General features: G+C 61.7%; 22 protein-coding genes and 1 pseudogene. 16 read left to right on the top strand and 7 right to left on the bottom strand.

Annotation, left to right across the window (positions count from 1 at the left end; translation table 11 throughout):
• The first annotated feature begins 37 nt into the window (after nt 1-37).
• Both U367_RS0105550 and U367_RS0105545 read left to right on the top strand, forming a co-directional pair.
• Nucleotides 38-946: a LysR substrate-binding domain-containing protein gene (locus U367_RS0105550; protein WP_028616039.1), complete on the top strand. Its 909-nt coding sequence runs from the start codon at nt 38-40 to the stop codon at nt 944-946.
• Nucleotides 943-1299, top strand: coding sequence for an MmcQ/YjbR family DNA-binding protein (locus U367_RS0105545; protein ID WP_028616038.1), 357 nt, complete (start codon nt 943-945; stop codon nt 1297-1299). The genes U367_RS0105550 and U367_RS0105545 overlap by 4 nt, the downstream gene beginning before the upstream one ends.
• Before the next feature lie 241 nt (nt 1300-1540).
• On the opposite strand, the gene U367_RS0105540 is transcribed toward U367_RS0105545, so the two are convergent.
• On the bottom strand, nt 1541-1924 hold the full coding sequence (locus tag U367_RS0105540) for a DUF1294 domain-containing protein (protein ID WP_028616037.1): 384 nt from the start codon (nt 1922-1924) through the stop codon (nt 1541-1543).
• Complete coding sequence (locus tag U367_RS0105535) at nt 1921-2751, bottom strand: undecaprenyl-diphosphate phosphatase (RefSeq protein ID WP_028616036.1); 831 nt, start codon at nt 2749-2751, stop codon at nt 1921-1923. The genes U367_RS0105540 and U367_RS0105535 overlap by 4 nt, the downstream gene beginning before the upstream one ends.
• 218 nt (nt 2752-2969) lie before the next feature.
• On the opposite strand from U367_RS0105535, the gene U367_RS0105530 reads away from it, so the two are divergent.
• From U367_RS0105530 to U367_RS0105520, 3 genes are all read left to right on the top strand, one after another.
• Nucleotides 2970-4604 (top strand): methyl-accepting chemotaxis protein, encoded by a 1635-nt coding sequence (locus U367_RS0105530; RefSeq protein WP_028616035.1) that lies wholly within the window; start codon nt 2970-2972, stop codon nt 4602-4604.
• 149 nt (nt 4605-4753) lie between these two features.
• A complete protein-coding gene (pnuC, locus tag U367_RS0105525) occupies nt 4754-5317 on the top strand; it encodes a nicotinamide riboside transporter PnuC (protein ID WP_016977988.1) in 564 nt (187 codons plus the stop codon).
• Nucleotides 5314-5832 (top strand): AAA family ATPase, encoded by a 519-nt coding sequence (locus U367_RS0105520; RefSeq protein ID WP_028616034.1) that lies wholly within the window; start codon nt 5314-5316, stop codon nt 5830-5832. The genes pnuC and U367_RS0105520 overlap by 4 nt, the downstream gene beginning before the upstream one ends.
• A gap of 136 nt (nt 5833-5968) precedes the next feature.
• Here U367_RS0105520 and ggt read toward each other — a convergent pair whose 3' ends face one another.
• Nucleotides 5969-7693, bottom strand: coding sequence for a gamma-glutamyltransferase (gene ggt / locus U367_RS0105515; protein WP_028616033.1), 1725 nt, complete (start codon nt 7691-7693; stop codon nt 5969-5971).
• A gap of 161 nt (nt 7694-7854) precedes the next feature.
• Here ggt and U367_RS0105510 point away from each other — a divergent pair, with 161 nt between their 5' ends.
• Nucleotides 7855-8520, top strand: coding sequence for a TetR/AcrR family transcriptional regulator (locus U367_RS0105510; protein WP_028616032.1), 666 nt, complete (start codon nt 7855-7857; stop codon nt 8518-8520).
• Between the two features lie 84 nt (nt 8521-8604).
• Here U367_RS0105510 and U367_RS0105505 read toward each other — a convergent pair whose 3' ends face one another.
• The 4 genes from U367_RS0105505 to U367_RS0105490 all read right to left on the bottom strand — a co-directional run bounded on the left by U367_RS0105505 (nt 8605) and on the right by U367_RS0105490 (nt 14596).
• Entirely contained in the window at nt 8605-12132 is a 3528-nt protein-coding gene (locus U367_RS0105505; protein WP_028616031.1) for a molybdopterin cofactor-binding domain-containing protein, read from the bottom strand.
• 5 nt (nt 12133-12137) lie between these two features.
• Nucleotides 12138-12620, bottom strand: a complete 483-nt coding sequence (locus tag U367_RS0105500; protein ID WP_028616030.1) for a (2Fe-2S)-binding protein — start codon at nt 12618-12620, stop codon at nt 12138-12140.
• A gap of 328 nt (nt 12621-12948) precedes the next feature.
• Nucleotides 12949-13383 (bottom strand): MarR family winged helix-turn-helix transcriptional regulator, encoded by a 435-nt coding sequence (locus U367_RS0105495; RefSeq protein ID WP_016977981.1) that lies wholly within the window; start codon nt 13381-13383, stop codon nt 12949-12951.
• Between the two features lie 160 nt (nt 13384-13543).
• Nucleotides 13544-14596 (bottom strand): 2,5-dihydroxypyridine 5,6-dioxygenase, encoded by a 1053-nt coding sequence (locus U367_RS0105490; protein ID WP_028616029.1) that lies wholly within the window; start codon nt 14594-14596, stop codon nt 13544-13546.
• A gap of 307 nt (nt 14597-14903) precedes the next feature.
• Between U367_RS0105490 and U367_RS0105485 the strand changes: the two genes are divergently transcribed.
• The 10 genes and pseudogenes from U367_RS0105485 (at nt 14904) to U367_RS0105445 (ending at nt 24033) form a co-directional block, all read left to right on the top strand.
• Nucleotides 14904-16037: an FAD-dependent monooxygenase gene (locus U367_RS0105485; RefSeq protein WP_016977979.1), complete on the top strand. Its 1134-nt coding sequence runs from the start codon at nt 14904-14906 to the stop codon at nt 16035-16037.
• On the top strand, nt 16034-16831 hold the full coding sequence (locus tag U367_RS0105480) for an alpha/beta fold hydrolase (RefSeq protein ID WP_028616028.1): 798 nt from the start codon (nt 16034-16036) through the stop codon (nt 16829-16831). Before U367_RS0105485 ends, U367_RS0105480 begins: the two co-directional genes overlap by 4 nt.
• Nucleotides 16832-16845: 14 nt before the next feature.
• On the top strand, nt 16846-17598 hold the full coding sequence (locus U367_RS0105475) for a maleate cis-trans isomerase family protein (protein WP_010210656.1): 753 nt from the start codon (nt 16846-16848) through the stop codon (nt 17596-17598).
• A 173-nt stretch (nt 17599-17771) separates the two neighbouring features.
• Nucleotides 17772-18404 (top strand): N-carbamoylsarcosine amidohydrolase, encoded by a 633-nt coding sequence (locus tag U367_RS0105470; RefSeq protein WP_028616027.1) that lies wholly within the window; start codon nt 17772-17774, stop codon nt 18402-18404.
• A 228-nt stretch (nt 18405-18632) separates the two neighbouring features.
• The gene (locus U367_RS0105465; RefSeq protein ID WP_028616026.1) at nt 18633-19943 is read left to right on the top strand and encodes an MFS transporter; all 1311 of its coding nucleotides are present in this window, start codon (nt 18633-18635) and stop codon (nt 19941-19943) included.
• 26 nt (nt 19944-19969) lie between these two features.
• Nucleotides 19970-21046, top strand: coding sequence for a nucleoside hydrolase (locus tag U367_RS0105460; RefSeq protein ID WP_028616025.1), 1077 nt, complete (start codon nt 19970-19972; stop codon nt 21044-21046).
• Between the two features lie 66 nt (nt 21047-21112).
• Nucleotides 21113-21229, top strand: a pseudogene (locus U367_RS1000000132290) (LysR substrate-binding domain-containing protein); the annotation flags it as partial.
• Between the two features lie 562 nt (nt 21230-21791).
• Nucleotides 21792-22232: a GNAT family N-acetyltransferase gene (locus tag U367_RS0105455; RefSeq protein ID WP_028616024.1), complete on the top strand. Its 441-nt coding sequence runs from the start codon at nt 21792-21794 to the stop codon at nt 22230-22232.
• On the top strand, nt 22229-22822 hold the full coding sequence (locus U367_RS0105450) for an FMN-dependent NADH-azoreductase (protein ID WP_028616023.1): 594 nt from the start codon (nt 22229-22231) through the stop codon (nt 22820-22822). Before U367_RS0105455 ends, U367_RS0105450 begins: the two co-directional genes overlap by 4 nt.
• 59 nt (nt 22823-22881) lie before the next feature.
• Nucleotides 22882-24033 carry a MalY/PatB family protein gene (locus U367_RS0105445; protein WP_028616022.1) on the top strand — a complete coding sequence of 384 codons (1152 nt, stop codon included), beginning with the start codon at nt 22882-22884 and terminating at the stop codon, nt 24031-24033.
• Nucleotides 24034-24062: the final 29 nt, after the last annotated feature.

Genomic DNA, 24062 nt, shown 5'->3' with positions numbered 1-24062 from the left:
GATAGTTCGTCCCACTGACAGGACAATAGGCCGCCCCATGCAAGACCTCAACGACCTCTACTATTTCGCCAAAGTGGTGGAAGCCGGTGGCTTCGCCGCCGCCGGCCGGCTACTGGGGATTCCCAAGTCACGGCTGTCGCGGCGCATCGCCGAACTGGAAGAACGCCTCGGCGCGCGGCTACTGCAACGCACTACCCGTCAACTCACCCTCACCGCCGTCGGGGAGCGCTACCTGCGCCATTGCCAGGCCATGCTGCTGGAAGCGGAAATGGCCGATGAGGCGGTCGCCAGCATGTCCAGCGAGCCCCGTGGACGGCTGCGTGTCAGTTGCCCGGTGGGCATGGCCCAGCACATCCTGCCGGAATTGGTGGCTGGGTTTCTGGCGGCTCATCCCCAGGTGCAATTGGAGATGACCCTGGTCAACCGCCGTGTCGATTTGGTCGCTGAAGGCATCGATGTCGCCCTGCGGGTGCGCGAGTTGGGTGATGAGGACCCGTTGCTGGTGACCAAGCGCCTGCGCCAGGCGCAGACCGTGCTGGTGGCCAGCCCTGTGCTCATGCACGGCCGTCAGGTGACCACCCTTGAGGATCTCAAGCAGTTACCGATCCTGGGGGCACTGGAGGCGGATCGCCTGGTGCATCAACGCATCCTCGACCCCCAGGGCAACACCCACGACCTGGCGATGGAAGCACGGCTGGGTATCGACGATTTCATCGTGCGCAAGGCCAGCGCCATCATGGGTCTGGGTTTTACCGTACTGCCGATGATGTATTGCGAAGAGGAATTGGCCAGCGGCCGGTTGGTGCAACTGCTGCCGGAGTGGTCCTTGCCCGGCGGCTGGTTACAGGCGGTGTACCCGCATCGTCGTGGCGTGTTGCCAGCCATTCGTGCCTGGATCGATTATCTGGAAGAAGGTTTCAAAGGCTGCGGAGACCGCCTGCTATGAAGATGACCGAAGAACAAGTCGCCGCGTTCTGCCTAAGCCTGCCCGGCGCACGGGAGGACTATAAATGGGGCGGTGTGCGCGTATTTTCGATTGCGGGCAACAAGATGTTTGCCCTGCAGAACCTGCGGGGAGAGTCGTTGGCGTTCAAGGTCGACAAGGAGTTGTTCCTCGGCCATGTGGACCGCCCAGGCATTCACCCGGCGCCGTACCTGGCGCGGGCGCAGTGGGTCATTATGAATACGCCCTATCCGTTGGGTGCTGAGGAGTTGCGTGGGTTGTTGCGACGTTCCCACCAGCTTGTCGTCAGCAAGTTGCCCAAGCGTACGCAGGTCGGGTTGCGCCTGGACGCATAGATGTTTGGATGCGGCGCTGTGCCTGTGGGTAAGGGGCCTGACAGGCGATCGCTTTCCAACTGTTGCACAGCGGTCAAAATGTGGGAGCGGGCTTGCCCGCGTCGGTATGCCCGTAATCCGACAGGGATTTGGGCCAGCGTGTTTAACGGGGCGCCTAAGATCAAAAGCAAGATCAAGAGCCGCTCGCTCCGCATTGTGGTTAGCAATGGTTGCTACGCAGTTGTGCGGATACCTACGCCAACTAGAGGAATGACCATAGAGTGCCCCCCAGGACCAACTGATCCAGCCAGAACACCTCATGCAGCAACACAATCACCCAAAACAGCACCTGGTAAGACACCTTGCGCGTCTTGTGCCGAAACACCTGCTGGGCAATCAACGCCCCCGGCCAGCCGCCCGCCAGTTCCACGGCGTGCAGGATATTTTCCGGGGTGCGCCAACTGTCGGTGCGCGCCTTGCGCTTGTCGCTCCAGTAAAGGAAGAACGCGATCACGCTGACCACGCCATAAGCCGCCAGCGGAATCACAGTCTCGCCGCGCTGCCACACCAGCACTGAGCCCAGCAACGGCGCTGCGCACAGCAGCACGAAGATCGCCGCCTTCAGGCGGGGGTGCTGGATCATCATGCCTTGGCGGCCGCCCAGTCGATCCAACCGAACTGCCAGGTCGCCAGGATCAGCAAACCGAACGCAATGCGGTACCACGCAAACACCGCGTAGCTGTGGCTGGCAATGAATTTGAGCAAGCCCTTCACTGCGATCATCGCGAAGATGAACGAGGTCACAAAGCCAATGGCGAACACCGGCAAGTCCGCAGGCTGGAACAGGTCACGGTACTTGTAGCCCGAATACACCGCCGCACCGACCATGGTCGGCATGGCCAGGAAAAACGAGAACTCGGTGGCGGTCTTGCGCGACAGCCCAAATAGCAAGCCACCAATGATGGTCGAGCCGGAACGCGAAGTCCCTGGGATCATCGCCAGGCACTGGGTCATGCCAACCTTGAGCGCGTCTTTCCAAGTGATGTCATCGACGGTTTCGGCATGCACTTCATGCTCGCGGCGCTCCGCCCACAACATGATGACGCCACCCACCACCAACGCCGTGGCTACGGTGATCGGGTTGAACAGGTAGTGGTGAATCAGGTCGGCAAAAATCACCCCCAGCACCACCGCCGGCAGGAAGGCGATCAGCAGGTTGACGGTAAACCGCTGGGCCTTGCGCTGGGTCGGCAGGCCGCTGACCACTTCGAAAATCTTGCCGCGAAACTCCCACACCACCGCCAGGATCGCGCCCAGCTGGATAATGATGTTGAACGCATTGAAGCGATCGCCGGTAAAGTCGAGCAAGTCGGCGACGATGATCTGGTGGCCGGTGCTGGAAATGGGCAGGAACTCGGTCAGCCCCTCCACAACGCCAAGAATCAAAGCCTGTATGGCGGTCCAAAAATCCATGCTTCCCCCAAAGGTCTTGCGCTATGGCAAGCCTCGTTAATCTTTTTAATGGTTCACTGACGACAAGACGCGGTGTTGAGTTTCAACCCCGACCTGCAAAAATCTTGTGAAAAATCAGACAGTACTCAGGTTTTCCGAATACAGGCCGAAAGCCTATCAGACAAGGCGGAAAAGTCGATGCAGCACCCACAATTATAAAAGCACGGAGTGACAGGACGATGAACAGTTTGCGCAATATGTCGATCAGCCGGCGCCTGTGGCTGATCCTGATAGTCGCCGTGCTGATGCTGCTGGCCTTGGGTTTGCTGATGCTCAAGCAGATTCATGACGACCTGTACCAGGCCAAGAGCCAGCAGACCCAGCACGTGGTCCAGACCGCCAGTGGGATCCTGACGTTTTATCATGGCCTCGAAACCACGGGCGTGATGACCCGTGAAGCCGCCCAGAAGCAAGCCTTGAGCGCCGTGCGTGGCTTGCGTTACGACCATGACGACTATTTCTGGATCAATGACCTCACGCCCGTGATGATCATGCACCCGGCCAACCCCAAGCTCGACGGCCAGAACCTCTCGGCCATCCGTGACCCTGACGGGTTTGCCGTGTTCAACGAGTTCGTGATCCTCGCCAAGGCCAAGGGCGCCGGCATCGTCAACTATCGTTGGCCAAAACCGGGCGCCGAAGCGCCGGTGGCCAAGACCTCGTATATCCAACTGTTCGAACCGTGGGGCTGGATCATCGGCTCCGGTGTGTACGTCGACAATGTGCAGGCCGAGTTCAGCGGCCAGGTCTGGAAAGCCTCGTTCATCGGCCTGGGGATCGCACTGGTGATGGCACTGCTGGTATCACTGATCGCCCGCAGTATTGTGCGGCCGTTGCAGGACGCGGTGAACGCCATGGGTAACATCGCCAGCGGCGAAAGCGACCTGACCCGCAGCCTCGATACCCACGGTCAGGACGAAGTCACCCAACTGTCCCGGCATTTCAACAGCTTCACCGCCAAGCTGCGCCAGGTGGTGAGCCAATTGCAGGTGTGCGCCAATGCACTGGGCCAGTCTTCCCAAGAACTGGGCAGCAACGCGACCCAGGCCCATGACCGCAGCCAGCAACAATCCCAGCAGATGGAACTGGTGGCCACCGCCATCAACGAAGTCACCTACGGCGTGCAGGACGTGGCCAAGAACGCCGAACACGCCGCCAGCGAAATGCGCGACGCCCAGGCTCAGGCGCAGCAAGGCCAAGTGAATATCGACGGCAGCCTGCAGCAGATTGACCAGCTCTCTAGCACCATCAGCCAGGCAGTGGAAGTGATTCGCACCCTGTCTGCGGAAAGTACCCAGATCGGCAGCGTGCTTGAAGTGATCCGCTCGATTGCCGACCAGACCAACCTGCTGGCCCTCAACGCCGCGATTGAAGCAGCCCGCGCCGGTGAACAAGGACGTGGCTTCGCCGTGGTGGCCGATGAAGTGCGGCTTTTGGCCCAGCGCACGCAAAAATCCACTGCCGAAATCCAGGTCATGATCGAACGCCTGCAAGGCCACTCGGAAGCCGCGGTCAAGGTGATCAGCGACAGTCACAGCGCCTCGCAACTGACCATCGAACAAGCCGGCCAGGCCGGGGCCAGCCTGACCGCCATCGGCCAGGCGCTGCGCAACCTCAACGGCCTCAATGCCTCGATTGCCAGCGCCACCCTGCAACAGGCCCACGTGGTGGAGGACATCAACCAAAACGTCACCCAAGCCGCGGGCTTGTCCCACAGCACGGCGTTGGCGGCAGAACAGTCGAGTGTGGCGAGTGCGCATTTACGTGGCCTGAGCGAACAACTCGACGGCCTGCTGCGCCAATTCAAGGTCTGACCCTGTGGTGGGCGGGCTTGTGGTGGCAAGGCTTGTTATGGTCTGTGGTGAGCGGGCTTGCCCGCTCACCACAACCACAGCAGTTAATTCCTACGCCAATCTTCTTTGGTTACAATCACCGCCCTCTTGCACTCTCCCAAGGAACCACCATGTCCGGGCTTGAACTGTTCGCCGCCGCCCTCGGGGTGATTGCCGTGTGGCTGACCGTCAAGCAAAACCCCTGGTGCTGGCCCATCGGCCTGGTGATGGTGTTGCTCTACACTTGGGTGTTTTTCGACGTAAAACTCTATTCCGACATGCTGTTGCAGGTGGTCTATGCCGCCTTGCAAGTCTACGGCTGGTGGCAGTGGACACGTGCCGGCGAGGTCAAGCAAGGGCGTCAGGTCAGCAGCCTCGGCGTGCCAGCGATCATGGCCAGCCTGGCGGTGGGCGCAGTTGGCAGCCTGTTGCTCGGCGCCGCTATGGCGCACTGGACGGATGCCGCCCAGCCCTGGCTCGACGCCGCCCTCACCGGCTTCAGCCTGGTGGCGCAGATGTGGATGGCGCAGAAACGCGTGCAGTGCTGGCCACTGTGGATCGCCGTGGATGTGATCTTCGTCGGACTGTTTCTCTACAAAGGTCTCTACCTTACCGCCGCGCTCTACGCGCTGTTCACCGTGATTGCCGTGCAAGGCTGGCGCGAATGGCGCGCCGACCCGGCGTTGCACGCATGAAGGTGGTGGTACTGGCGGGCCCCGAATCCAGCGGAAAAAGCTGGCTGGCGGCGGAACTGCAGGCGCATTTCGGCGGGTTGATGGTGGGTGAATACGTGCGTTATTTCATCGATCACCACCAACGCGACACCACCCTGGCCGACATCCCGGCCATCGCCCGTGGCCAACTGGCCTGGGAAGATGCCGCCCGCGCCCAGCGGCCAGAACTGTTGATCCTCGATACCCATCTGTTGACCAACAAGCTCTGGAGCCAGACCCTGTTCGGCGACTACCCGACCTGGCTCGACAGCGAACTGCTGGCCCGTCATTACGACCTGCACCTGTTGTTGTCACCGGATGATGTGGAGTGGACGGCCGACGGCCAGCGCTGCCAGCCGCAACTGGCGGATCGCCAGACGTTTTTCCAGCAAAGCCTCGCGTGGATGCAGCAGCATCTGCAGGCAGTCGTGGTGATCAAGGGGAATTGGGAAGAACGCCGAGTCGCGGCCTTCAAGTCCGTAGAAGAATTATTGTAGTGAGCGGGCTTGTCCCGCGCTGGGGGGCGAAGCCGCCCTAAAACCAAACACCGCGTTCTGACTGGCAGACCGCGGTGTTTTTATTGGGGCCGCTACGCAACCCAACGCGGGACAAGCCCGCTCACTACAGCGGTGCTCAGTAGCCCAGGGACAGACCCGTGTTGCGACGCGGGTCATTCGCGCCGTAGAAGCGGTTTTTACCGACAGGCTTGCCATCCAGGGACGGCGCACCGACCAGGATCGCCGCCAGGTGGTTGGCATCCTGAGGCCCGGCAAACTTGTGGCCCCAGCTTTCAAGGATCTTCTGGGTGTCCGGGCTCACCGCAAAGGTTTCGAGGTTGGTGGTTTCCGGCATCCATTGCTGGTGGAAACGCGGCGCATCCACGGCTTCCTGGATGTTCATCTTGTAGTCGATGACATTCAGGATGGTCAGCAAGGTCGCGGTAATGATGCGACTGCCACCCGGCGTACCGACCACCATCACGGCCTTGCCGTCCTTGGTCACGATGGTCGGGCTCATCGACGACAGCGGCGCCTTGCCTGGAGCGATGGCGTTGGCTTCACCCTGGACCAGGCCGTACATGTTCGGCACGCCGACCTTGACGGTGAAGTCGTCCATTTCATCGTTGAGGATCACCCCGGTCTTGCTCGCCATTACGCCCGCACCGAACCAGTCGTTGAGGGTGTAGGTGACCGAGACCGCGTTGCCCCACTTATCGACGATGGAATAGTGGGTGGTGTTATTGCCTTCATGGGGCGACACGCCCGGCTTGATCGCCTGGGAGTCACCGGCTTTTTGCGGTTCGATGGCGTCGCGCAGTTTCGCCGCGTAGTTTTTGTCCAGCAGGTGCTCGATCGGGTTCTTCACGAAGTCCGGGTCGCCGAGGTAGCTGTTGCGGTCCACGTAGGCGTGGCGCATGGCTTCAATCTGGTAGTGCAGGCCCTGGGCCGAGTGATAGCCGAGGTCGGCCATCGGGTAACCTTCGAGGATATTCATGATCTGGCAGATCACTACGCCGCCGGAGCTTGGAGGCGGTGCCGAGACCACGTGGTAGCCACGGTAGTCGCACTCGATGGGCGCCAGTTCGCGGGTTTTGTACTTGTCGAGGTCAGCCTGGGTGATGATGCCTTTGCCGGCCTGGCTGGAATCGACCAGGGCCTTGGCCACCCAGCCTTTATAGAAGCCGTCGCTGCCCTTGGCCGAAATTTCCTTGAGGGTTTTGGCCAGGTCTTTCTGCACCAGCTTCTGGCCGACCTGCATCGGCTGGCCGTTGTGCAAGAAGATCCCGCGCATGTCCTTGTCTTTTTCGAACTCGCCGGTGGCGGTGTGCAACAGGTCGATATCGCCCTGCTCCAGCTCGAAGCCGTTCTCCGCCAGTTTGATCGCCGGGGCGATGACTTGGGCGCGCTTGAGGGTCCCGTATTTGCTCAGGGCCAGTTCCATGCCCGAGACGGTGCCGGGCACACCAACGGCCAGGTGGCCCTTGGCGCTGAGGCCCTCAATGACATTGCCGTCTTTGTCCAGGTACATGTTGGCGGTGGCCGCCAGCGGGGCTTTCTCGCGGAAGTCGAGGAAGGTCTTGCGCCCGTCCGCCAGTTGCACGGTCATAAAGCCACCGCCGCCCAGGTTACCCGCCGCCGGGTACACCACGGCCAGTGCGTAGCCCACGGCCACCGCCGCATCGACCGCATTGCCGCCGGCCTTGAGCACATCCACGCCGACATGAGTTGCCAAATGCTGAGCCGTCACCACCATGCCATTTTCACCGGCCACCGGGGCCTGCGAAGCGGCGTGTACACCACTGACCGTCAACACCAGGGCGGTGGCAATCAGGGTACGGCTGAAGGGTTGGTATTTCATCCATGGCTACTCTAGTTATTGAGACGCACCAAAATAGCCCTTCGCGAATTTAATCCCCAGCGCAATGGCGTTTTTATTACAGAACTTGTCGGTCATAGAACGGACGCGAAAAAGCCCATGCTATATTTCGCGCCCAGACTGTCTTGCAAGGCCCCTTTGACATGGCGATCAAGAAGACCGGCATCCGCGCCCAACAGGCCGACCAGACCCGCGCGCGCATCCTCCAGGCGGCGGTCAAGGTGTTCACCCGCGACGGTTATTCCGGCGGGCGCGTCGACACCATCTCGAAGGAAGCCGACTCCAACGACCGCATGCTTTATTACTATTTCGGCAGCAAGGAACACCTGTTCGTCTGCGTGCTGGAGCACATCTACGAGCAATTCAACAAAGCCGAAAGCAAGCTCAAGCTGAACCTCGACGCACCGGAGCAGGCCCTGCGTGACTTGGTGGCGTTTATCTGGAACTACTACGTCAAGCACCCGGAATTCGTAGCGATCCTGAGCATCGAGAACCTGCATCAGGGCAAACATGCCCAGCAGTCTGGCGAGATGCGCAGGTTGTCGGGGGAAGCCGTGGGCGTGCTTAAGCCGATCATCGAAGCCGGCCAGGCCCAGGGCATGTTTCGCCAGGATGTGGACCTCAAGCACGTGTACTTGATGATTGCTTCGCTGTGCTACTTCTATAACTCCAACCGGCACACGCTGAGTTCGTTTCTTGGGGAAGACCTGTCGGACAAGGGGCAGCAGCAGGATTGGCTGTGGTTTATCAGTGATTTGGTGGTGCGTGGGGTCACCCCACCCTCCGACAGCAACGCAGCCTCTCTGTAGGAGCCCGGCTTGCCGGCGATGGGGCCGTCAAACTTAACGCCCGATCAAAGGACGCCATCGCCGGCAAGCCAGGCTCCTACAAGGTTAATGCGTACCGGGGTTGGCGCGCAGGTGGGCAACCTTCTGTTCCAGACCCTTCCACTGTGGCGCATTCGGCGCGAACTTGCCGCGCAGGTACGCCGCCAAATCCGCCACCTGGCTATTCGACAAACTGTCCTTGAACCCCGGCATATACCCCAGATCCTTGGTCGCCGGCGTGCTGATACCTTGCAAAATTACTTTGATCAAATTATCCGGCTGATCACTGTGCACATTGGTATTGGTTGCCAACGACGGGCTTACCCCAAACAATTTCGGCCCCAGGCCGTCGGCATGGCAGGCCTTGCATGATCCCTCGAACACCCGCCGGCCATTGGGATTTGGAACGGTAGCGGCAGCGGCCACCTGGGCCTCGGCCGCCGCTTCGCTGTTAAGTGACGCCAGGTACACCGCCATCGCACGAATGTCCGCCTTGGGCAATTTCGCCAACTCACTCACCACCGGCCCCATCGGGCCTGCGGCCACCCCGTGGGCATCGGAATAGCCGGTGCTCAGGTAAGTAAACAATTGGTCTTCGGTCCACGGCGTCGGCGCCTTCGACAGCCCCGTCAACGCCGGCGCCTCCCAGCCATCGACCCTGCCGCCCGCCAGGAACGCCTTACCGCCCTTCTCCGCCCCCATCAGGTTGCGCGGTGAATGGCACGCGGCGCAGTGGCCCAGGCCGTTGACCAGATAATTACCGCGATTCCATTGCTCACCGCGTTCAGGCTGCGGCGTGATTTCACCACGCCGCAAATTCAGGGCATTCCAGCCCGCCATCAACGGTCGCAGATTGAACGGAAAGCGCATCGCATTCGGCGTCGGCGCCCGGCTCACCGGGGCCTGGGACATCAAATAGGCATACAGTGCCTGCATGTCCGCGTCATTGATATTGCGAAACGCCGTATAGGGAAACGCCGGATACAGATTGCGCCCGTCACGACCAATGCCGTCCCGCATCGCCCGCTCGAACGCCGGGTAGGACCAAGCGCCGATGCCCGTCTGCACATCCGGCGTGATATTGCTGCTGTACAGCGTGCCGAACGGCGTCTGCATCGCCAGCCCACCGGCATTGGTCGCGCCACCGGGGGCCGTGTGGCACACCGCGCAGTCGCCCACCGCCGCCAACAACCGCCCGCGCTCCAAGGTGGCCTTGGACCAAGTGCCGGCGCTGGGGGGTGCAATTGGCGCGATTTCACTGTGGAACGGCCAGGCCGTCGCCAGCAACGCACCCAACGTGGCGAACAGTGCACCAAACCACCACTTGCGGCGTTTCTCCGGCGACTTGGCAGGCTCGCCCAAGCTGTCCGCGTTCAATGCCGCCAGCACCCGCTCCGGGGTGATCGGCAGTTCGCGAAAGCGGATGCCGGTGGCGTCATAGATCGCATTGGCAATCGCCGCCGCACTGGGTACCGACGCCGACTCACCGGCACCCATGGGTGGCTGGTCCTGGCGCGGCATCATCATCACGTCGATCTTTGGCACTTCGGGGAAGGTCAGGATCGGATAACCGCCCCACTCCTTGCTCGCCACCGTCGACTCTTCAAAGGTCACCCGCTCCTTCAACACACGGCTGGTGGACTGGATCACATTGCCGTGGATCTGGTGCTGCACCCCGGCCGGGTTGATCATCATCCCCGAGTCATGCCCGATCACCACGCGGGTCACCGACACATCGCCGGTCTGTTTGTCGATGGCCACATCCGCTACCCACGCCGCCCAGGCCGCACCGAAACCAGGGAATTTGCTATGGATATAGCGCGCATAGGCGAAGCCACGGCCACGCAACAGGTGATCCTCGTTCGCGGTTTGCATCGGCGCCGTGCGCGGCACCCAGTTGGCGCGTTCGGCGGTGGATTTCACCAGGTCAATGGCGCGCTCGTCCTTGAGGTAACGCAGCCGGTATTCCACCGGGTCGACGCCGGCGGCGAAAGCCAGTTCGTCGATGTAGGACTCGTGGGCAAAGGTGTTAGGCAAGGCCGACACGCCGCGCATCCACGAGGCGCGCACGATGGGCGCCATGTCGTTGATGGTCACGCGAAGGTTGTCGATGTCATAGGGCGGGATCGAGGTGCGGTCGCCCATCTCGAACATCGCCGCCACCGGCTCGACGCGGCCGGTCAGCAACAGCGCCAGGGTCGGCGCGCCATTGGAGGGGTAGCTGGTTTCAAAGTCGTAGGCGGCGATGCTGCCATCGGCGTTGAGGCCGCCGTCGACATCCATCAGTTGCGCCGTGCCCTTTGGCTCCCACAGGTGTTCCTGCTCGCGGGTCAATTGCACGCGAACCGGCTTGCCCACCGCACGGGACAGCAGCAAGGCATCGGCGCAGACGTCATCCGCGCAATTGCGCCCATAACAACCGGCGGCCTCCATGCGTATCACATCGATCAGCGCTTCATCGCACTCCAGCAGCCATGCCAGGTCGGCCCTCAGCAGGTGCGGATTCTGGCTGCCTGACCACACCCGGCTGCCGGCTGGCGAATAATCCGCCACGCCGCAGGAGGGACCGATCGAACCGTGCATCTGGTACGGCCAGAGATAACTGCGCGGCATGCGCTGGCTGGCGCCTGCCAGGGCTTCGTCGACTTTGCCCTGGTCAAGCACGGTGCGGCGTACGCGGGGATTGTCGCGGATCGCCTGTTCGACATTGCTCATGTCCGGTAACGCGTGGTGCCAGGGTTTCCAGTGCACCTGCAACTCGCTGGCAGCCTTGACGGCCTGCTCTTCACGCAGCGCCACCACGCCGACAAAATCCCGGATCACCACCACCGCAACGATACCGGGGATATGCGCGATAGACGCTTCATCCACACTCAACAAGCTGTTGCCGACAAAGTCGCCGCAATCAAGCCCTGCATACGGCGGGCGAATCACCCGGCCATGCAGCATGCCCGGCACGCGCATGTCATGCACATACGTCAGCTCGCCAGTGGCTTTGCCGGGGATGTCCACCCGAGCGGCGCCCTTGCCCACCAGGCGATAGTCCTCGATGGCCTTCAGTGGTGCATCACCGCTGATGCGCAGTTGGTCATGCTGGCCGCTGACCAGTTCGGCATATGTCGTGGAGCGCCCATCTGCCGCGTAAATGACGCCGGCGTCGACCTTCAGACTGGCCGTGCTCACACCCAGGCGCCCCGCCGCCCGCGCCAACAGGAACCGCCGCGCTTCGGCTGCGGCATTACGCAGGGGCACTGCGGATATTTGCAAAGTTGCGCTGGCGATGGTCGCCCCTTGGTTGGGCACACGCTCGGTGTCGCCGAGCACCATCTTCACCTGCTCCATCGCCAGGTCGAGCTCTTCGGCGACGATCTGCGCCAACGACGTGCGAATGCCGGTGCCCAGGTCCACATGGCCATTGAACGCGTACACCAGACCATCATCGTTTACCGCAATAAACAGCCCAAGTTCCTTGGGTTTCACAGTGGGCGAGCCGCCCTTGGCCACCGGCCCCGAAGGCGGCAACACATCATCGACGATCAACAAAACGCCAGCCTTGGCCAGCCACTGGTCACGGGTAAGGGGGGTGTCGGTCATGGTCATCAATCCACGGTCATCAGGCGGGCCGCACGCAGCACGGCGCGCAGGATTTCGATATGGGTGCCGCAACGGCAGAGGTTGCCCGACAGCTCGTTGCGCACCTCGGCTTCGCTGGGGTTGGGGTTACGGTCGAGCAAGGCCTTGGTGGTCATGATCATGCCGTTGAGGCAGTAGCCACATTGCGCGGCCTGCTCGTCGATAAAGGCTTGTTGCACCGGGTGCGGCGCCTGGCGCGTGCCCAGGCCTTCCAGGGTGACAATCTCGCGGCCTGCGGCACCCGACAACGGAAACACACAGGAACGGGCCGCCACTCCATCGATGATCACGGTGCACGCACCGCACTCCCCCAGGCCGCAGCCGTATTTGGGGCCATTGAGTTCCAGGTCATTGCGCAGCACCAGCAACAGCGGCGTGTCCGCCATGGCGCTGACGTCGCTTTTTTGCCCATTGACCTCAAGCGTTACCGTGATGTGCTGGCTGATCATTCGCTTCGCCCGTAACAGTTGGTGAAGTAGGCACTACATCAAATAGTCAAAAAAAAGCGTCGTGGACCTGGGGTCTCACGACACACTTGATGGATGAAGTGGCTACTACATGAACTCAGAGCAAGATCGATGCCAAAGGGGGGGATGGGCGGGCTTGTTGTGGTGATTGGGCTTGTTGTGGTGAGCGGGCTTGCCCCGCGCTGGGGCGCGAAGCGTCCCTGAAACCAGGCACCGCAAATCATCTGGAAGGACGCGGTGGCATTATTGGGGCGGCTGCGCCACCCAGCGCGGGGCAAGCCCGCTCACTACAACAAGTCTCCTGCAACAATTATTCCTGCGGGTCGTCGATCATTTTGCGCAACAGGAACAGCACCGCAACCCGTTCTGCCGGGTTGAGATTGCTCAGGGTCAATTCGCTGATCTGCGCGGCGCGCGGCGCAGTCTGGGCGACCAGTTCGGCGCCTGCCGGGGACAGGTCGACCACCACTTTGCGCTTGTCCTGCGGGTCCGGTTCCAGGCTGATCAGTTCCTTGGCCTTGAGTCGCTCGACGATGCCACGAATGGTCGCCTGGTCCACGGCCGTCGCCTTGACCAGCTCGGTCAGCGAACTTGCACCGTGATCGCGCAACGCGCACAGGGTGACGAACTGCACGGCGGTGAGCTGGGAGTCGCCGACATTCTGCTGAAAGATCGCCAAGTGGCGCTGGTAGGCCTTGCGCAACAGGTGGCCGACTTGTTCAGAAAAGACGTAGGAATCTGGCACGGCGGGGCTCGGTGGGTGACTGACAATGGGGAGGCATGATAACGGGATGTGCCGCAAACACCTACCCATGTAGGAGCCGGCTTGCCGGCGATGAGGCTCTTGAATCTTGCGCTAGGCTCAGGGACGCCATCGCCGGCAAGCCGGCTCCTACAGGGGGATGTCAGCGGGCCAGGGAGGCTGGCGGCGCAACCACATCACCGGCGATGACCACCGCCTCATCATCCAGGTACACGTCGCAATTACGCAGCGGAATATCCATATGGCACGGCGTCTTGCGCGTCCCGCCCACTTCGGTATTCGGCCCGGTGGAGAACAGGAAATTGCCATAGAACGCCCGTGCGTCCATGCACATGCCGTCGTTCTTGTCATGCAAGCCCATCGCCGTCCACTGCGCCCGTGGCTGCAGGCCCCAGCCGATATGGGAGATGCCGTACACCTCAGGGTCGTTGAAGTACTTCATGTAGTCACGCAGGTACTCGGCCTCGAATCCCCCGTGGATCTTGGTGATGAAGCCCTTCTCGATCTCCAGGGTGATCTTCTCGCGGGTGTAGGTCTTGAACGGCAGCAGGATGTCGCCGATGTCCAGCACCAGCGCGCCTTCGGCGGTTTCTTCGTTGGGCCAGGAGAACAGGAAACCACTCGGCCAATGATCCCAGCGCCCCGGCTCATCGGCAAAACCGTATTCGGTCACCGACGGGTACTGCCCCAAGGCGGCGCGGAAGTCACTGCCGGCGCGGGATTTCACGTGGATCGAACGGGCCTTTTTCAGCAACTGCTCGGCCGCCAGCACGCGCACTTTGTCTTCTTCGGTCGGCAGCATGCGCGCCAGCACTTCCGGCGGCTCCACCGCCAGCAGAATGCGCGTGCCGGTCTTGAGGATCTGCTCCTGCTCCGGCGAGTGCAGCAGCATCATGGTGTCGACGATCAGGTCGGCGGCCTCCAGGGCACGCTGGGCGGCGATATTGCCGGTAAGCGCGGTGTCGCCGCAGTAGGCGGTCATGTCGTTGCCCATCGCCCTGGGATGATTGAACGACGGCAACTCCACCGCATACACCTTGGCCCCCAGGCGCTGCGCAGCGTCCATCGCGGCACGCACGGTGCGCGGGTCGGAGTAATGGCTCTTGAGCACGGCAACGCTCTGGGTCGGGTCGACCTTGGACAGCGTCAACACGTGTTCAAACATCTGGGTCAGTTCGCAATCGCTTACCGGCATTTTCCTGTCTCCTGTGGGCCTGCACCAAGTTCAGGCACTGCGCTTCACTCTAGTGCATTTTTATAGCGTATACGCCATTTCATAACGATAAGACCCGAATTATCGGCAGACTGCAAGCGGCACACAAAAACGTTACCTATCGAAACAAACCCAGCATTTACTAATCACAACACGTTACACAGGACAAATACGGCCAAAAAATAAATTTGCAAACACAGGCTTCCCATTTCAAAAAATGAGCGTATACACTTTAAAAACCTTGCGGACAGACACCGCCAAAAATCAAAAAGAGAGAGGAATACGCCCCATGGGAAGCACTCAGAAAATCGCCATCGTCGGCGCAGGCCTGGGCGGAGCCGCCGCGGCCACCCTGTTGCAGCAAGCCGGCTTCGACGTGGACGTCTACGAGCAGGCGCCGGAGTTTTCCCGATTGGGCGCAGGGATCCACATGGGCCCCAACATCATGAAAATCTTCCGCCGCATGGGCATCGAAAAGCAGCTGGACCTGATGGGCTCGCACCCCGAGCACTGGTTCAGCCGTTGCGGCGAAAGCGGTGACTACCTCTCGCGCATCCCGCTCACCGGCTACGGCGCCTCCTACATCACCGTGCACCGTGGCGACCTGCATGCGCTGCAGATGTCCACCCTCAAGCCCGGCACCTTGCACTTCAACAAGCGCCTGGAAACCCTTGAAGAAACCGACACCCAGGTGCGCCTGACCTTCGCTGACGGCCAGGTGACCTACGCCGACATCGTGATCGGTGCCGACGGCATCAACTCCAAGATCCGCGAAGAACTGCTCGGTGTGGAAAAACCGCTGTACAGCGGCTGGGTCGCACACCGTGCGCTGATCCGGGGTGACCAGCTCGCCAAGTACGACCTGAAGTTCGAAGACTGCATCAAGTGGTGGACCGAAGACCGCCACATGATGGTCTACTACACCACCGGCAAGCGCGACGAGTACTACTACGTGACCGGTGTGCCCCATGCCGAATGGGACTTCCAGGGCGCGTTCGTCGACAGCAGCCGCGAAGAGATGTTCGACGCCTTCAAGGGCTACCATCCCACCGTCCAGGCCCTGATCGAGTCCACAGAAAGCGTGACCAAATGGCCGCTGCGCAACCGCAACCCGCTGCCGTTGTGGAGCCGTGGCCGCCTGGTACTCCTCGGCGATGCCTGCCACCCGATGAAACCGCACATGGCCCAGGGCGCCGGCATGGCCATCGAAGACGCCGCCATGCTCACCCGTTGCCTGCAGGAAACCGGCATCAGCGACTACCGCACCGCGTTCCAGCTCTACGAAGCCAACCGCAAGGAGCGCGCATCCCGCGTGCAGGCCGTGTCCAACGCCAACACCTGGCTGCGCACCCAGGAAGATCCGGCCTGGGTCTACGGCTATGACCTGTACGCCCAGGAACTCAAATCAGGAGTGGCCGCGTGAGCACTTTTCTCTATGGCGGCAACGTGCAGGCCAACGGCATTCGCCAACACTACCTGCGTTACGGCGGCAAAGGCCCGGCGCTGATCCTGATCCCCGGCATCACCAGCCCGGCCATCACCTGGGGCTTTGTCGCCGAGCGCCTCGGCGCGCAGTTCGACACCTATGTGCTGGATGTGCGCGGTCGCGGCCTGTCTTCGACCGGTCCCGAGCTGGATTACAGCGCGGACGCCTGCGCCGAGGACATCGCTGCCTTTGCCAACGCATTGAACCTGGACAGCTACCACCTGATGGGCCACTCCATGGGTGCACGCTTTGCCGTGCGCAGTGCAGTCAAACACCCTCAAGGCGTGAAGCGCGTGGTGCTGATCGACCCACCGGTCTCCGGCCCGGGCCGACGTGAATACCCGAGCAAGCTGCAGTGGTACCTCGATTCGATCCGCCAATCCCTGGTGGGTATGGACGCGGAGGCGATGCGCGCCTTCTGCGCCACCTGGACCCAGGAACAACTGCAACTGCGCGCCGAATGGCTGCACACCTGCTACGAGCCCGCCATCGTGCGTGCCTTCAATGACTTCCACGAAGTGGATTTCCATCAGGACCTGCCCCACCTCAAGGCCCCGGCCCTGTTGATGGTGGCCGGGCGCGGCGGCGTGATCCTCGATGAGGACATTGCCGAGATTCAGGCGCTGCAGCCGAGCATCCAAGTCGCCCGCGTGCCGAACGCCGGCCACATGATCCCGTGGGATGACCTCGACGGCTTCTTCATCGCCCTCGGCGACTTCCTCACACAATAAGAACGGAGACCACCATGCAGAAGCCTTACCGCATCGGCCAGATCGTGCCGAGCTCCAACACCACCATGGAAACCGAGATCCCGGCGATGCTCACCGCGCGCCAGGCGATTCGCCCCGAGCGCTTCACCTTTCACTCCAGCCGCATGCGCATGAAGCAAGTGCGCAAGGAAGAACTGGCGGCCATGGACGGCGAATCCGACCGTTGCGCCGTCGAGCTGTCCGACGCCAAAGTCGATGTGCTGGGTTATGCGTGCCTGGTGGCGATCATGGCCATGGGCTTGGGCTACCACCGCAACTCCGAACAGCGCTTGCGCAAAGCTACTGCCGACAACGACGCCAACGCGCCCGTGATCACCAGCGCCGGCGCGTTGATCGAAGGCCTCAAAGTGATGGGCGCCAAGCGCATCGCCATCGTCGCGCCGTACATGAAACCGCTGACTGAGCTGGTGGTGAACTACATCCGTGAAGAAGGCTTTGAAGTCGTCGATTGGCGAGCCCTGGAGATCCCCGACAACCTTGAAGTAGCCCGCCACGACCCGGCCAACCTGCCAGCCATCGTCGCCGGCATGAACCTGGAAGGCGTCGACGTGATCGTGCTGTCGGCCTGCGTGCAAATGCAGTCGCTGCCGGTAGTGGCCAAGGTCGAGGCACAAACCGGCAAACCGGTGCTGACCGCCGCCATTGCCACCACCTACGCGATGCTTAAGGCATTGGACCTGGAGCCCATCGTGCCAGGCGCCGGCGCCCTGCTTTCCGGTGCTTATTAACGGGAGCGGAAAGTCCCTTTGTGGTGAGCGGGCTTCTGTGGTGAGCGAGCTTGCTCGCGCTGGAGTGCGAAGCGCTCCCGGCTTTTTAGGGGCTGCTGCGCAGCCCAGCGCGGGGCAAGCCCGCTCACCACAAAAAAGAGCGCTCACGACGGACATGAATGAGGGGTTGAAAGATGAGTGAACAATCCGCCGACGCCAACTACCAGGGCGTGTGGGGCAACCGCATCGGCTTTGGCAAAAAGGCCGCACTGCTGATGATCGACTTCATGCAGGGCTACACCACCGAAGGCGCGCCGCTGTTCGCGCCCGGCGTGGTCACGGCCGTGGCGCAAAGCGTCGAGCTGCTCGCCACCGCACGCCAACACGGGATTGCGGTAGTCCACACCAATATCCGCTACCATCCCGGCCATTTCGTCGATGGCGGGATCTGGGTGAAAAAAGCCCCGGTGATGAAAGACATGGTCGAAGGCAACCCACTCGCGGCCTTCTGTGCCGAGGTGTTGCCGCTGGCCGAGGAAGTCGTCATTACCAAACAGTACGCCAGTGCGTTTTTCGGCAGCAGCCTGGCGCCGATGCTGCATGCCCAGGGCATCGACACCGTCGTGCTGGCCGGCTGTTCCACCAGCGGTTGCATCCGCGCCACGGCGGTGGATGCGGTGCAGCACGGGTTTCGCACCATCGTCGTGCGCGAATGCGTCGGCGATCGACACCCGGCGCCCCATGAGGCCAACCTGTTCGATATCGACAGCAAGTATGGCGACGTGGTGAGTAAGCAGGAGGCAATGCGTAAGTTCAGGGAGCAATAAGGATTCATGAGAACCGTGCCAAAGAGCACGGTCTTGAAAAAACTGAGCGTCCACTTTGGAATGCAATCCAATGTGGGAGCGGGCTTGCTCGCTCCCACACTTGATCACCTCCAGCAGGACCGACTCAGTCTTCTGACACTGCCTTTGGAAGTCGCTTCTACAGCACTCCGAAGTGCTGGAACAAAAGCGGCTGTATAAAAACCATAAGTCACCGCCAGGAGACACCCAATGCCCATTGCGAATGCAGCGCCCGCGACCACGGTCGCAGACCCCGTCAACACGCTTTACCACAAGATCACCTGGAAGCTGATTCCCTTCCTGTGCTTCTGCTACCTGGCCGCCTACCTGGACCGCATCAACATCGGCTTCGCCAAGTTGCAGATGCTCGACCAGTTGCAGTTCAGCGAAACCGCGTTCGGCCTCGGCGCCGGGCTGTTCTTTGTCGGCTATATCATCTTTGAGGTCCCAAGCAACCTGATTCTGGAGCGGGTCGGCGCGAAGATCTGGATCGCGCGGATCATGATCACTTGGGGCCTGCTCTCTGCCTGCACCATGCTGGTCACCTCCACGACCCAGTTCTACATCCTGCGTTTCCTGCTCGGCGCCGCCGAGGCGGGCTTTCTGCCGGGCGTGCTGTACTACCTGACCACCTGGTTTCCCACCCACCGACGCGGGCGCATCATTGCGTTGTTCATGATCGGCCTGCCGCTCTCCAGCGTGATCGGCGGCCCGCTGTCCGGCTGGATCATGGGCCACTTCGACCATGTCGGCGGCCTGCGTGGCTGGCAGTGGCTGTTCCTGATCGAAGCAGTGCCGAGCGTACTGCTTGGCGTGCTGACCTTCTGGGCCTTGCCCAACACCTACCAGCAAGCCAAATGGCTGTCGGACGAGGAAAAGGCCCTGCTGGAAACCGAGTTGCGCAAGGACGACGCCGACGGCACCGCCAGCAAGCACAGTTTCCGTGACGGCTTCTTCAACCTCAAGGTCTGGATGCTTGGCGGTATCGACTTCTCGATCCTGCTCAGCGCCTACGCCATGGGCTTCTGGATGCCGACGTTCATCCGCAACGCCGGGGTCACCGACACCTTCCATATCGGCGTCCTCACTGCACTACCGAGCGTCGCCGCCCTGCTCGGCATGCTGCTGATCGGCGCCAGCTCCGACAAGCACCGCGAACGCCGCTGGCACATCATCGTGCCGTTTTTCATCGGCGCGGCGGCCATGGCCACGAGCACGTTCTTCACCCATAACGTGGCGGCCACGGTAGCGCTGTTTGCGATTGCTTCGGCGGCGATCATCGGCGCGGTGCCGGTGTTCTTCAGCCTGCCGGCGACCTTTCTCAAAGGCACCGCGGCGGCCACCGGCTTTGCCTTGGCCTGTTCGGTGGCGAATATCGCAGGCTTGGTGAGCAACTCGTTGATGGGCGTTGCGATCGACGTCACAGGCAGCAGCGCGGGTGCCTTGTGGTTTTTCGCCGGCTGCCTGATCCTCAGCAGCTTCCTGGTCATCGCCTTGCCGGCGAAACTGGTGAACCGTTAACAACAGTAATTTTCGGATGAATCACCATGCAAGGTTTCCTGAAAAGCTGCGCACTGCTTGTTGCCGTCGCCCTGTGTGCCGCCACCGCCCAGGCCGCGGAGAAAGTCATTTTTGATACCGACTTCAACGTGCTCAACGATGACGGCCAGGCCTTCATCATGCTCGCCCAGCTCCACGCGCAAAAACGCATCGAACTGCTGGGCATGACCCTGGTCAGCGGCAACGCCTGGGTCGACCAGGAGCAGGTCGATGCACTAAAGGCCGTGGAACGCATGGGCGTGGAGAAAGAGGTCGGCGTCTACTCCGGCGCCGCCTACCCGCTGCTGCATGACTACGCCACCTACGAGGCGGAAAAGGCGCTGTTCGGCTCCGGCTGGCCGGGGGCATTCAAGACCCCCCGTCCTACTTCGCCCAAGCAGTTGATCGCACCACCCGATGGCCTGGCGACACACACCCAATTGCGCAAGGAAACCGCCGCGCAGTTCATCGTCGACAGCGTGCGCGCCAACCCGCACCAGGTAACAATTCTGGCCGTGGGGCCGCTGACCAACATCGCCCTGGCGATACGTTCGGCGCCGGATATCGTGCCGTTGATCAAGCGCATTGTGTACATGGGCGGTGCCCTGGAGATTCCGGGCAACACCACGCCAGCGGCGGAATTCAACTGGTGGTTCGACCCGGAGGCCGCGAAGATCGTATTGCGCTCGCCGATCGAACACGTGATTTTCCCCAATGATGTGTGCGAGAAAGTCACCTTCGACAAAACGGTGTACCAGCGCGTGATTGCCCAGAAAGGCGCGATTGCCGATCTGTACAAGCACGAGTTCGGCCCCTTGTTCGACAAGGACCCGAGCTACCACAGCTTTACCTGGGACAGCTTGCCGGCGCTGTATCTGGTCAATCCGGGTATCGTCACCGAATCACGGGAACTGTGGGTGGATGTGGATGCCACCTTTGGCGCCGACTACGGCCGCGCACTGGGCTACCAGAAAGGCGCCCCTGTGGGCACGCAGAAAGCCAAGGTGGTGTTCGGCGTGGACCAGAAGAAATTCTGGGATGGCTACGTCAACCTGGTGACCTTGCCAACGCCGGTCAAGCACTGACCGGCCAAGCGCTCCCACGCAAGGTGGGAGCGCTTTTTCTGCCTCAACCCGCTAGCGCAAACCCGCGATGGGTTGCCGCGGTTGCCGGAGGTGACGTATTGCCTTTGGGTTTGGCCGAATACGGCGAATCCGATTGCCAGGAAGGCTTATGATTTGATTCGGGGGAGTCGGGGAGTGGTGTGAAGCAAAGGCAAACGCGGTTTCTGTAGGAGCTGGCTTGCCTGCGATGGTCGTTAACGATGACGCGGGAAACCAGAATGAACGCGGCGTTCTCACGTTTTTCGCCGGCAAGCCGGCTCCTACAGTGAACAGCGTATCCACGATGCGAAGCGAGTCGCTTTTGATCTTGATCTTAGGCGCCCCGTCAAACACGCTGGCCGAACGCAGGCTTGAGTCCGTGGGTAACCCGGCAGGACGCCGGGTTAGCCGCGCTGGGCCAAGGATGGCCCATCGCGGCGGCCCACGGATTCAAGCCGGAGTGAGGGCACACCGAGCCTAGGCGAGGTGCCGAGTGTTGGGGCGAAGCGTTTTTGGTTACTTTTTGCGCTCTTCAAAAAGTGACCCGCTGTAAGAGCGGAACCAATAGCAGCCGTGACCGCAGCAACGGATATGTACTCAACAATAACCCCCACGCACGACACACTCCCTGATCATGCCCCAACCCACGTGTCCAATCATGCCCCTGTCCCTAACCAACCATACCCACAACAATGGCATATCCCTCACCACACAAAGCCCCCCCACCATGAATGACCACACCGAATTCGTCCACCTGGCATCCGACGCCGACCTCATCGCCAGCTTCCCAGTCATGCACCAACTGCGCCCTCACCTCACCGACGCCACCGCATTCGCCGAACAAATCCACCGCCAACGGCAAAACGGCTATCACCTGCTGGCAGCAAAAGAGCACGGCAAGGTAATAGGCCTGGCCGGCTATCGCTTGACCGAAAACACCCTGTATGGCCGCTTCATCTACGTGGATGACCTGGTGATAGACGCCACGCAACAACGACGCCGCCTGGGCGAACAACTGCTGGACCGCGTACGCGAAGAAACCCGCGCCCGAGGCTACCGCTGGCTGGTACTGGACACCGGCATGCACATGGCCCTGGCCCAACGCTTCTATTTCCGCCAGGGCCTGTTGCCCCTGGGCATGCACTTTTCCCAGGACCTGAGCCAATGACCCGCGCCCTGCTCCTCAGTTTCAGCCCCCACGGCAAAGCCGCGCAGACCTTCAATCTGGCCCGCGCCTTGTTGCGCGACCTGGCCCCCGACGCCGAGGTGACCGAGCGTGACTACGGCGCCCAGGCACTGCCGCCCTTGACCCGTGAATATGCCAACGCGCTGACCACCCCCGGCGCAATCACCAGCAGCGCCACGGCACTCTCGGAACAGTTGATCGTCGAATTGGAAGCCTGTGACCTGCTGATCCTATGCACCCCCGTGCATAATTTCACCGTGCCGGCGGCACTCAAGGCCTGGATCGACCATGTGGTGCGCATCCAGCGCAGTTTTACGGTGAATGAACAGTTCGCCAAAGTCGGCTTGCTGCAGGACCGGCGCACCTTTGTCCTGGTCAGTTCAGGAAACGCCCGCAAGGGCCATGAGCCGGACTTCCTGACCCCGTACATGAGCGCCATCCTGTCGACGGTGGGCATCCACTCGGTGGATTTCGTCTACCTGCCGGCCATGGTGCGCGGTGAAGAAGCGGTCAACCGCGCCCTGGAACAGGCGCACCGGCAACTCGCGGTGGCAATCAGCTCTGGCCTATAAAAATAATGGCGCTAGAATCAGCGCCATTCTTGCGCCTGACTTCCTGATACGAGCCCCCCATGAGCTTTGATTTCGACACGATCCACCCCCGCCTCGGCACCGGCAGCACCAAGTGGAACCGCTACCCGCAAGACGTGTTGCCGATGTGGATCGCCGACATGGACATCGCCGCCCCGCCCGCCGTCCTGCAAGCCCTGCACGCGCGCCTCGACCAGCAGGTGCTGGGCTACAGCGTCGCCGGGCCGGATGTGCGCGAGGCGATCATCGCCGACCTGTGGGCCAAGTACGCCTGGCGTGTGCAACCGGATGAGCTGCTGTTTCTGCCCGGCGTCGAGCCCGGCTTCAATATGGCGCTGCACGCGTTTGTCCAGCCGGGCCAGGCCGTGGTGCTGCAAACCCCCAACTACCGGCCGATTCGCCTGGCACCGGGCCACTGGAACCTGCCGCGCATCGAAGTACCGTTCGAGCTGTTGAACGACGAATACCTGACGCCAATGCCCGCGATGCGCCAGGCGCTCAACGGCGCTGGCGCGCTGTTGCTGAGCAACCCGCATAACCCCATCGGCAAAGTCTTCCCTCGCGAAGAACTGCTGGCCGTGGCCAACGCCTGCCTGGAACACGGCGCGCTGATCATCTCCGACGAGATCCATGCCGAACTGTGCTTCGACGGCCGCCGTCACATTCCCACCGCCAGCCTCAGCCCCGAGATCGCCCAGCGCACCATTACCCTGATGTCGGCGAGCAAGGCCTACAACGTCGCCGGCCTGAAGACCTGCTTCGCGGTGATCCAGAACGCCGAGATCCGCGAGCGCTTCAACAATGCCCGTTGCGGCATGGTCGACAGCGTCAGCCCCCTGGGCCTGGAAGCCACCCGCGCGGCCTACAGCCAGTGCAGTGACTGGCTCGACGCGCTGATGCAGTACCTGCAAAGCAACCGTGACTACCTGCTCGACGCCGTGCAAACCCGCCTGCCTGGTGTGGTGATGCACGCGCCACAAGGCACCTACCTGGCTTGGCTGGATTGCAGCGCCCTGGGTCTGGATGACCCGCAGCAGTTCTTCCTGGAGCAAGCCAAGGTCGGCTTGAGCGCCGGTATCGAGTTCGGTGACGACAGCCAGCAATTCGTGCGCCTGAACTTCGGCTGCCCACGGGCCATGCTGGAAGAAGGCCTGCACCGCATGGAGCGTGCCCTGCGTAACCGTCAGGCCTAATTCACAACTTTTCGCAACGAGTGCCGAAC

The sequence above is a fragment of the Pseudomonas canadensis genome (genome assembly GCF_000503215.1).
GTDB lineage: Bacteria > Pseudomonadota > Gammaproteobacteria > Pseudomonadales > Pseudomonadaceae > Aquipseudomonas > Aquipseudomonas canadensis.
The sequence above is the reverse complement of the archived record's forward strand: the minus strand, read 5'-3'. Positions and strand labels throughout refer to the sequence as shown.